Annotated in this window: 5 protein-coding genes; 2 read left to right on the top strand and 3 right to left on the bottom strand. The window is 41.8% G+C overall.

What is annotated here, in order from left to right:
• Positions 1–137 precede the first annotated feature (137 nt).
• Together selB and spcS are read left to right on the top strand one after the other, a co-directional pair.
• Entirely contained in the window at positions 138–1,529 is a 1,392-nt protein-coding gene (selB, locus tag ACUVXA_RS16470) for a selenocysteine-specific translation elongation factor (RefSeq protein ID WP_445872377.1), read from the top strand.
• 13 nt (positions 1,530–1,542) lie between these two features.
• On the top strand, positions 1,543–2,862 hold the full coding sequence (gene spcS / locus ACUVXA_RS16465; RefSeq protein ID WP_445872376.1) for an O-phosphoseryl-tRNA(Sec) selenium transferase: 1,320 nt from the start codon (positions 1,543–1,545) through the stop codon (positions 2,860–2,862).
• A 54-nt stretch (positions 2,863–2,916) separates the two neighbouring features.
• Here the strand turns inward: spcS and ACUVXA_RS16460 are convergent, their stop codons facing one another.
• The 3 genes from ACUVXA_RS16460 to ACUVXA_RS16450 all read right to left on the bottom strand — a co-directional run bounded on the left by ACUVXA_RS16460 (position 2,917) and on the right by ACUVXA_RS16450 (position 4,543).
• Positions 2,917–3,150: a hypothetical protein gene (locus tag ACUVXA_RS16460; protein ID WP_445872375.1), complete on the bottom strand. Its 234-nt coding sequence runs from the start codon at positions 3,148–3,150 to the stop codon at positions 2,917–2,919.
• Positions 3,151–3,542: 392 nt separating this feature from the next.
• A complete protein-coding gene (locus ACUVXA_RS16455; protein WP_445872374.1) occupies positions 3,543–4,244 on the bottom strand; it encodes a hypothetical protein in 702 nt (233 codons plus the stop codon).
• Positions 4,223–4,543 carry a ribbon-helix-helix domain-containing protein gene (locus ACUVXA_RS16450; RefSeq protein ID WP_445872373.1) on the bottom strand — a complete coding sequence of 107 codons (321 nt, stop codon included), beginning with the start codon at positions 4,541–4,543 and terminating at the stop codon, positions 4,223–4,225. Before ACUVXA_RS16450 ends, ACUVXA_RS16455 begins: the two co-directional genes overlap by 22 nt.
• Between the last annotated feature and the right edge of the window lie 308 nt (positions 4,544–4,851).

Genomic DNA, 4,851 nt, shown 5'->3' with positions numbered 1-4,851 from the left:
AAAACTAACCTACCATGTCTCCATGTAAAGATATGTTAAGTTTTAGTGACCAGGACAGAATCCGAATAAATCCCGTGATGTATCCTTAAAATCCGAATATTAGAATTTCCGTAGATTGTTAATGGGAGGATTGCTTTGTGGCTGACGCTATTCCGGTTAATGTGGGTCTTATGGGTCATATAGATCATGGCAAAACAGAAGTGGCTAGAGCCCTGAGTGAGGTTGTCTCCACTGCGGGTCTGGACAAGCATCCCCAAGCTCAGGAGCGGGGAATCTCCATCGATCTGGGATTCACATCCTTCCACTTAAATGGTTATTTAGTGACTCTGGTCGACGCTCCGGGCCACGCAGAGCTTATCAGAAGCGTTGTAGCTGGGGCGAACATCATTGATGCCGCAATACTAGTGGTAGCGGCGGATGAAGGACCAAAAATCCAAACGGGTGAGCATATTATAATTCTCCAAAGCTTCGGAATAACCAAAGTAGTGGTAGCGTTAAGTAAAATGGATTTAGTTGAGAAAAACAAACTTGAGACGGTAAAAAAACAGACTAAAAATGTTCTTAAGGATACTGCCCTAGAGGGGGCTCCCATAATTCCAGTTTCCGCGATTACCGGTGCAGGAATAGAGGATCTCGAAAACGCTCTTAAAGATATTCTGACACCGCCAAAACGAGAAACAGAAGGACCCTTCAAGATGCCTATAGACCACTCTTTCCACATAAAGGGTGCTGGAACAGTTATGACCGGTACCGTTCACCGTGGTAAAGTTGCGGTTGGAGACGAGATTGAAATCATGCCCCTAAAACAGATAACAAAGGTGAGATCAATACAAAGCTTCAGAGAATCAAGAGAAGAGGCTCAGGCAGGGGACCGAGTTGGCATAAGCGTTACCGGTCCTGAACCAGAGAAAATATTTCGTGGATTCTATGCTGGCACGCCGGGTACCCTAAAAGTAACCAATCAGTTGATTGGACGAATTCAAATGAATAAGCTGTTTAAATATCCTCTCCATCCAGGCGTGCAAATACACTTAACCGTGGGAATGCCCACAGTACCTGCCACAATAATCCCCTTTAAAAGGCTCGAGCAGAAAAAACTACTCTTAGAAGAGGTGAAAAGTGGAGAAACCTTCGAAGCTCTTTTCAGGCTTGGAGAAAGCGTTGTCGCTGAGGAGAACACACCTCTTTTAGTTTCTCGACTTGATTTACCCCCCACAATACTGAGAATTGCGGGAAGCGGAAAAGTTACCGATGCTTTCCCCGGCAAAATAGAATTCTTTACTGAAAAAACGAAGAAGGGTGCAGTTAAAACACCGGTTCATCCCAAGGGCAGCATTGTAGTAGGTTTAGCAGAAACCATATATGGTGCCGAGAAACTACTAAATGAAGAGGCTTTCACAGAAAAAGAAACACGAGGAAAAGTGATTTCCCCCTTCGGCGGAAAAGGCGCAGTAATAATCAAGTTCGAAAAACCAGTTTCGAAAGGCGAAACCGTATTTATTAGAAAGCTTAAACAACGCAAAGTTTAAGAGAGGACTTAATTTGAGGGATCTAATCAAAAAATATATGAAGGGTTTAATTCCCCAAAACATGCTGGAAAGAGGGACCATTGTTCTAGAATCTCAACTCGACCCTTTACGCATATTATTCGAACAAAGAAAGATACCGGAAGAGGGATGGAGCGACTCCCAAATAAGACTCCTACTCACAATTCTCTCCATGATGGATACCGACAAGGACCCCCAGGCTGCGAGAGTGGGTGAGAGAGAGGCCAGAGTAGCCTCACCACTAGTTTCAGGACTGGCAGCAGATTTTTGCCACGGAATAGGTCGCAGTGGCGAAATATACGCCGCTCAACCCAAAGCACCAGGGGCTTCAATAATGTACACTATGGTAAACAAGCTAGCTTCAGATGCTATCCAAAGATTTGGAGCCCCCAACTTGAAACATTCCTTACTGCTTCCTTTGCCCACAGGAATGTCCATCGGTCTAACAATATCTGCAATGAGACAGAAGAGAAAGGGAAAATACGTTATTCATCCCAGAATTGATCACAAATCACCCCTAAAAGCCATAGAACTCATCGGCCTAGAAACAAGAATCATCGAGGGCGAATTGAAAGGCGACGCGGTAATCGTTCCCCCCGAAAAGGTGGCAGAGGCAATAAATAAGGAAACAGTTGCAATTCTGTCAACCACCACGTTTTTCCCACCCCGGGAACCAGATGATGTGAAGGAAATAGCTAAAATTGCGAGAGAACATGATATTCCACATGTGATTAACAACGCTTATGGGGTTCAAAGTAGGGAAATCATGAGGAAGATTAGATCTGCGGTGGATGCTGGGCGTGTAGATGCTGTGGTACAAAGCACTGACAAGAATTTTCTTACACCGATAGGGGGAGCAATAGTCTCGGCGCCAGAACCAGAAATCATAAATGAGATTAGCGAGCAGTACGCGGGAAGGGCTACAGCAGCACCTGCAACTCAGTTCTTAGCCGCAATACTAGCTTTAGGGATTAAAAACTACGAAAAACTTAGGGATGAACAGGAGCAAAACCGAAAATATCTGGAAGAAAACCTCAATAAAATCGCAGAGGAATACGAGGAAAGAGTGCTCCAAGTGTATAACCCTATAGCCTGCGCAATGACCATTACCAACAGAGACCCTAAAAAAGTGGGCGGCGCCCTATACAATCTGCGAGTAACCGGACCAAGAGCACTGGGACCAGCAGACTACGGATCATGTGTGGATAAGTACCCCACAGCTTACATGACAATGAATGCGGCAATAGGAACAAGACATGAAGACATAGAAAAAGCTATTCAAAAACTAGAAGAAACCCTAAAACAAGTCAGATAATTTTTATATTACCTCAAAAAAATGGAGATGCTTTAACTCAACTCTTAGCTGGAACTATTTATTTACCCTTCCTTTTCTAATAAGCTGAATAGCACTATAGGAAAAATAGACACCCATAAGTATGAAGACTATTGCCGAGGCTACCACCAGCCAATCCAGTTGGAAACTTAACAATGGGGGATTAATCAGAATATCCAAATAATGTAATCCAATAACCATACCTGCTGAGCCGATTATCACGCATACAATAACATTTAGTTTCGTACCAGTAGATAAGCTAGAATACACATGTATACCTCCTTTATTGTTAATATCCATATCATATATTATCCTTTTTCGTATAATCCAAATCAACCATCCTCATCATAATACTCAAATTAACAGTATAGATACTATAACCCTAAAAGGGGGGATGGATGCCAATCACCCTTTAAAAAAAGGGGGGAATGGACTTTTCAGTTTTTATTATATAAATAACCAGTGTTAGTTCAACTAGGCATTACCCATATCTCTTAGATTCTTGCAAAGTTATTCGGAGCTTTGAATCCCTTGTAGTGTGAGTACTTATATCACACATCTCAACATTTCCATTGGTGGAGACTATAAATCAGGCCGTTTATGTTGAGCGCTTAACATAACCGTTAAAGAGTTCCCTGAATATCAGTGATACATATGTTGGTTCAATCATAACCTACCCATACCCAGTTGCCAAATCCCACATTAGCGTTGTACCACCACATGAAATCGACGTAGGCAGCGAGAGTTGTACTATCAGTAATGTAGTTAACACCAGTACGAGGACAAGTTTGGAGCACTACTCCGTTATAGTATATTATATGGAATGTTATCCAAGACACAAGATCCCACCATGGACCCGCCACCACATAGTGAAATCTTTGGTAGAGCTGGAAGCCATAACTAGGATCCTCTTTTGCATTGAGCGCAGCAACCGTTGATATATCATCCAGATCTGTTTTGCCTTCGTAGTGTTTTTTGTTCCATGTAACAATTGTGTTCACATAATTTTCTTCAGATATTGTTAAAATTTTTGCGTTGCCGTGCCTCATCCCTCTGGTTATTCTCTCTAGAACCTTTTCTATAAATTCGGAGAATGGGAGGTAGTCTCCTTCAAGTTTAGGATACAGTATTTTGACTCCCTTCTTCTCATGAAAATCCACAAAATACTTTTCTGCATTTCTTTTTAAAGCGGTTGCAACTGTACCACAGAACTCTAGAACGTTGTAAACTGTTGTTACTCTACTCTCAAACTTCAAGGTTTCTAGGAACCGGGCATTAACATCATGTCTCTCGTCTCTAGTAAAAATTTCATCAACCACAAAGATGTCTGTATCCACAAGAATCAGAGGCGCTCTCTGCTCCACATAGAAACCTCCAATGCATCCATACCTGCGAAAAACTCAGCAATTTCTGTACGCTCTCCCTCACTTAAGATTCGCGAATAAGCCTTAGTGGTAGTCTTAACTCTCAAAGCTCGATTTATAGTGGTCTTCACAACGCTCTCAGGAAAATACCTTGAGATCAGAAGTCTTATGGATTGAAGTAAGAAATCGGTTCTACTCTGAAAAACACCCTTCTCTATCAACTTATCAATTAATTCAAGCAAATTAGCTGGAACTCGAACTTGAGTTAATATGTTTCCTCTTTTACCGTTATCCTTCAAATTCGATACATCACCAATTCTTGTATTATTTTTAAATACTAAAAAATGTATATATTTAGCACATGAGGATCGAACTGGCTTTATATGCTCCCTTTTTCCGAAAAAGGGTTTATTTCGGGTATTTTCCTCGGGCCCATATATTCAATATTAGCTCCCAAATGTTTGGCTTATTCCTGGTGATGGTGGGACTTGCTTGTTTCCATATCCCTGTGCCCAAAATTTTTCACATGTAGGTGTTAAAAATCGGATAATTTCGTGTAAAGCGAACACGAGAAACTGGGCGGTTCCAACCCTTCCAAAACAACAGG

The sequence above is a fragment of the Candidatus Jordarchaeum sp. genome (genome assembly GCF_052745115.1).
The sequence above is the reverse complement of the archived record's forward strand: the minus strand, read 5'-3'. Positions and strand labels throughout refer to the sequence as shown.